Annotated in this window: 6 protein-coding genes and 1 pseudogene; all 7 read right to left on the minus strand. The window is 64.8% G+C overall.

Going from position 1 to position 4,488, the window contains the following annotated elements; all coding sequences use genetic code 11:
• Positions 1–200: transcriptional repressor (locus ABR948_RS28515; protein ID WP_428124487.1), on the minus strand; the 200-nt coding region annotated here is incomplete at its 3' end.
• 46 nt (positions 201–246) lie between these two features.
• Positions 247–732, minus strand: a complete 486-nt coding sequence (rimI, locus tag ABR948_RS28520) for a ribosomal protein S18-alanine N-acetyltransferase (protein WP_428124489.1) — start codon at positions 730–732, stop codon at positions 247–249.
• Positions 729–1,424: a tRNA (adenosine(37)-N6)-threonylcarbamoyltransferase complex dimerization subunit type 1 TsaB gene (gene tsaB, locus ABR948_RS28525; protein ID WP_428124491.1), complete on the minus strand. Its 696-nt coding sequence runs from the start codon at positions 1,422–1,424 to the stop codon at positions 729–731. Before tsaB ends, rimI begins: the two co-directional genes overlap by 4 nt.
• Before the next feature lie 253 nt (positions 1,425–1,677).
• Positions 1,678–2,247 (minus strand): NifU family protein, encoded by a 570-nt coding sequence (locus ABR948_RS28530; RefSeq protein ID WP_428124493.1) that lies wholly within the window; start codon positions 2,245–2,247, stop codon positions 1,678–1,680.
• Positions 2,248–2,393: 146 nt separating this feature from the next.
• Positions 2,394–2,888, minus strand: a complete 495-nt coding sequence (locus ABR948_RS28535) for a universal stress protein (RefSeq protein ID WP_428124495.1) — start codon at positions 2,886–2,888, stop codon at positions 2,394–2,396.
• A 123-nt stretch (positions 2,889–3,011) separates the two neighbouring features.
• The gene (gene trpS / locus ABR948_RS28540; RefSeq protein ID WP_428124497.1) at positions 3,012–4,064 is read right to left on the minus strand and encodes a tryptophan--tRNA ligase; all 1,053 of its coding nucleotides are present in this window, start codon (positions 4,062–4,064) and stop codon (positions 3,012–3,014) included.
• A 79-nt stretch (positions 4,065–4,143) separates the two neighbouring features.
• A pseudogene (locus ABR948_RS28545) lies at positions 4,144–4,488 on the minus strand (murein biosynthesis integral membrane protein MurJ); the annotation flags it as partial.

Here is a 4,488-nt window from a genome sequence, read left to right on the forward strand (position 1 = left end):
CGATACACCGTCGAGATCGAGATTTTGTCGTCGACGGCAACGCAGCGGCGATACAATTCCTCGACGTCGGGATGGTCCACCGCCTCCGCCAGCACGCGCGCGATCACGCGGCGCTGCTCGGTCATGCGCATGCCGGTGGCGGCGCAACGCGCCTCGATCCCGGTGGCCTTGAGTTCGGGGGTGGATTTCAGGGCTGTCATGGTCTCGTGGTCCTGATAATGCGCCTGTTCTGCCACCGGGCGCGCGTTACGACAAGTCGCGGTGCATCAAGAGGGCATTCAATTGTTCCCCGCCCGGTTGCCGGTAATACCGTTCGCGGCGCCCGACCAGGGTAAATCCGGCCCGTTGGTAGAGCCGCCGTGCTGGCTGATTATTTTCCTCGACTTCGAGGAATACCGCGCGCACGCCGCGGCCGGCGAGGTGGCCAAGATGGGTCAGCAACAGGTCGCGGGACAGGCCACGGCCGCGATGGCTCGAGGCGACGGCGATGGAGAGTATTTCAGCCTCGTCCGCCGCCATGCGCGATACCGCGAAGCCGATGACCTTGCGCCCCATCCGGAGGCGATGAACCAGCGTGTTGCGCTCGGTCAGCATGGTCTCGAATTCGCCTTCACCCCAGCCACGGTGAAACGACGCGCCGTGAAGCTGCGCGAGGGCCGTCACATCGCGCAGCGTGGCGGGTTCGATCGCCGCGGTGCCGCCGCTCCATAATTCGGAAAGCCATGCCATCATGATAGAGGTTGCGACGCCTTCTGCAGCGGGTCCTTGGCAGGCTTGGCATCGGGCGCGCGCAGATAAAACGGGCGGGCGGGTGCGGTATTGGGGCTGACCGCGGCGCCCAGCCACCCCACCCAGGCAATATCGGGCGCCGGTTGCGCATCGACCTTGAATGGCGGCGGCGCTTGAGCGGGCCAGCGGTCGGCGAGAATTTTGGCGGCGTTGCCGACCAGATGCGGCGCCCCGAACCGCGCCGCGCCCAGCGCCTCTTCGATCGAGGCGACGCGCGGCCGGATCAGCGAGCTGCCGTTGCCGCTGACCACCTGAAGATAGACATGGTCGTGTCGCGCATCGATCGCGGAGATGACCGGATGCTCGCCGTTCTGGCTGACGATGGGGGCGGCATAGGCCGTCAGCGTCGTCAGCCCGACCACCGGTTTATTGGCAGCCAGCGCAATGCCGCGCGCGGCGGAAAGGCCGACCCGCAATCCGGTGAAGCTGCCGGGGCCGGTGGTCACCGCGATGCGATCGAGGGCCGCGAATCCGATGCCGGACTGCTCGATGACGCGCGCGATCAGCGGCATCAGCGCTTCGGCATGGCCGCGCTTCATGGCCTGCGATTCCTGCGCGATCAGTCTGCCGGCCTCGGTATCGAGTACGCCGGCGGCGCAGGCATCCAGGGCGGTGTCGATGGCGAGGATCAGCATGAGGCCACGTATAGCAGCCCAAAATCGTCGCGTCACAATTCGTGAAAGCTGCTTACCCTCCCCTGGAGGGGGAGGGTCGGCTCGCATCGCGCGAAGCAAGATGCGAGACGGGGTGGGGTGACAGTCTTTCAACTCGGACACTGTTAGAATGGAGAGACCGTCACCCCACCCCGCCGCTTCGCGTCGACCCAGAGAGCGAGCTTCGCTCGTCTCGACCCCTCCAGGGGAGGGTGAAGGTCTTCGCCTCGTCAGATCACATCGGACGGACTTCGACCACGTCGGGCACAAAATGCTTCAGCAGGTTCTGGATGCCGTGCTGCAGCGTCGCGGTGGATGACGGGCAGCCCGCGCAGGAGCCCTTCATGTTGAGATAGACGATGCCGTCCCTGAAACCGCGGAACGTGATGTCGCCGCCGTCATTGGCGACCGCCGGCCGCACTCTCGTCTCGATCAGGTCCTTGATGGTCGCGACGGTGTCGGCATCGGCCTCGTTGAAGAATTCCTCTTCCTCATCGGCGGCCTCGTCGCTGCCGGCACTGCCGTCGGCCAAAAGCGGCGCGCCGGACATGTAGTGCTCCATGATGGCGCCGAGGATCGCGGGCTTGAGATGCTGCCAGTCGCTGTCGTCCTTGGTCACCGTGACGAAGTCGGTGCCGTAAAACACGCTGGTAACCCCGGGCACGCCGAACAGTCTTTCGGCCAGCGGCGAACGCGCCGCGGTCTCGCGGTTGACGAATTCCATGGTGCCGCCGTCAAGCACGGTTCGGCCGGGAATGAATTTCAGGGTAGCGGGATTGGGCGTGGCTTCAGTTTGAATAAACATGGTTTTCTCCGGCGTCGCCGGTTCAAGGCCGGCGCGTAAGCTCTTCTAGCAGATGGCGACGGCAAACGCACGATCAAGGGGCGCAGAGCAGCAGTTCCCAAGCCGCATCAAGGGCTTCAGGGTCAGGGATTTCAGGACCAAGGCCTTTAGGACAACGCGTCGATCTCGACGTCGCTCAAATCGCCGGGCACGATGACGACCGGTATAGGGAACGAGCCGACCGCGTTGGCCATCATGGTGATGATCGGGCCGGGGCCCTCGGGACCGGGATTGGCGGCCAGCACCAGCATCGCGATATCGACGTCCTGGTCGATGACGTCGAGCATCTGTTCGGTCGGGTCGCCCTCGCGGATCACGCGTTCCGGGGTGATCGCGGCAATGCCGTTGGCGCGGCCGGCTGCGCGATCGAGCGCGGCGTTGGCTTCCTCCTGCGCCTCGGCGCGCATGATGTCGGCGACCCCCAGCCATTGCTGGTTCTGGTCCTCGATTTCGATGATGCGCAGCATCACCACGCCGCCGCCGATCCGGATCGCCCATCGGCTGGCATAGTAGACCGCGCGGTCCCATTCCGCGGTGTCGTCAACGATAACAAGGCATTTTGGCTTGTGACCCGTCTCGAAGCTTCGTCGCTGGGTGGTCATGCATGTCCCAAAGGCTGCGCCAGGCAGGCCATATGCTGCCACGGCGCAGCCGTCCCCGACAAGCGGCGTCGCGGCCGCGCAACGCCTAGAGTGCGCTGCGTCATTTACAACGAGCGGACGGAACTAGCGCTTGCGGATGAAGCCGACGATGTCCTTTGTCGCCGCCATGGTTTCGGCGGCGAGGGCGCGGGCGCGGTCGGCGCCGTCGATCAGGATGGAATCGACGTGGCCGGGGTCCGCGACCAGCCGCTTCATCTCGGAGGCGATCGGCGCCAGTCTGGCGACGCACAATTCGACCAGCGCGTTCTTGAAGTTCGAAAATTGCCCGCCGCCGAATTCGACCAGCACCTCGGACTTGGTGCGGCCGGACAAAGCGGCATAGATCCCGACCAGATTGTCGGCCTCGGGCCGGGTATCGAGGCCCTTTTCCTCCGACGGCAACGGCTCCGGATCGGTCTTGGCCTTGCGGATCTTCGTCGCGATGGTGTCGGCATCGTCGGTGAGATTGATCCGCGAATTATCGGATGAATCCGACTTCGACATCTTCTTGGTGCCGTCGCGCAGCGACATCACCCGCGTCGCGGGTCCGGTGATCAGCGGCTCCGGCTGGGGAAAAAACAATCCGTCGTTAAAGCCGTGGCCGCGGATCGAGTCGCCGAAATCATTGTTGAATTTCTGGGCGATGTCGCGGGCCAGTTCGAGGTGCTGCTTCTGGTCCTCGCCCACCGGCACATGGGTGGCGCGATAGAGCAGAATGTCGGCCGCCATCAGCACCGGATAATCATAGAGGCCGATCGAAGCATTCTCGCGGTCCTTGCCGGCCTTTTCCTTGAACTGCGTCATGCGGTTCAGCCAGCCGATCCGCGCCACGCAATTGAAGATCCAGGCCAGCTCCGCATGTCCGGACACCTGGCTCTGGTTGAACACGATATGCTTGTTCGGATCGATGCCGGAGGCGATGAAGGCCGCGGTTACTTCCCTGGTATTGCGCGCGAGCTCGGCCGGGCCGCCCCAGACCGACACCGGCTGCGTCAACGCGTGCATGTCGACGACGCAATAGAGACAATTGTGGGTCTCCTGCAGCTTCACGAAGTTGACGATGGCGCCGAGGTAATTGCCGAGATGCAGATTGCCCGTCGGCTGGACGCCCGAAAAAACCCGTTCAACGATCGCCATTGTCAGCTTCCCGCGCGTGCCTGTTGTGCGCCGTCCCATGCCAATAGGCGCCGCGCGCCGTCCCCATGCCATGCGGGCATCAGTCGCGCAAGCCGGAGCCTGGTGTTGGCCGCACCGCGTTAACCACCTCACCCCAGCGGACCACGCCAAGCAGGGCCAGAAACAGCCCGTAAATCGCCATCCCGCCCGATATCAGCGTCGCCACGACAAGAGCCTGCACAACGCCATGCGGGTTGGTGCCGGGCGCCAGCGCGAACGGCGCCGCCAGCCACAGCGCCGCGCCCATCGCCAGCGCGGCCAGAACAATGCGCGGCAGCCGCCGGCGCGCGGCGGCATCGATCGCGAATCCGAAGGGAATCGCGCCATGCCTGATCAAGGCGATAGCACTGCTCCAGGCGCCGAGCGCGATGCTGGCGGCGATACC

This window comes from Bradyrhizobium sp. (genome assembly GCF_050014615.1).
In the GTDB taxonomy this organism is placed as follows: domain Bacteria; phylum Pseudomonadota; class Alphaproteobacteria; order Rhizobiales; family Xanthobacteraceae; genus Bradyrhizobium.

Bases quoted from the DNA above. Each gene is read 5' to 3' on its own strand.
- rimI (WP_428124489.1), bottom strand. From the start codon at position 732: ATGATGGCATGGCTTTCCGAATTATGGAGCGGCGGCACCGCGGCGATC.
- ABR948_RS28530 (WP_428124493.1), bottom strand. From the start codon at position 2,247: ATGTTTATTCAAACTGAAGCCACGCCCAATCCCGCTACCCTGAAATTC.
- ABR948_RS28535 (WP_428124495.1), bottom strand. From the start codon at position 2,888: ATGACCACCCAGCGACGAAGCTTCGAGACGGGTCACAAGCCAAAATGC.
- trpS (WP_428124497.1), bottom strand. From the start codon at position 4,064: ATGGCGATCGTTGAACGGGTTTTTTCGGGCGTCCAGCCGACGGGCAAT.
- tsaB (WP_428124491.1), bottom strand. From the start codon at position 1,424: ATGCTGATCCTCGCCATCGACACCGCCCTGGATGCCTGCGCCGCCGGC.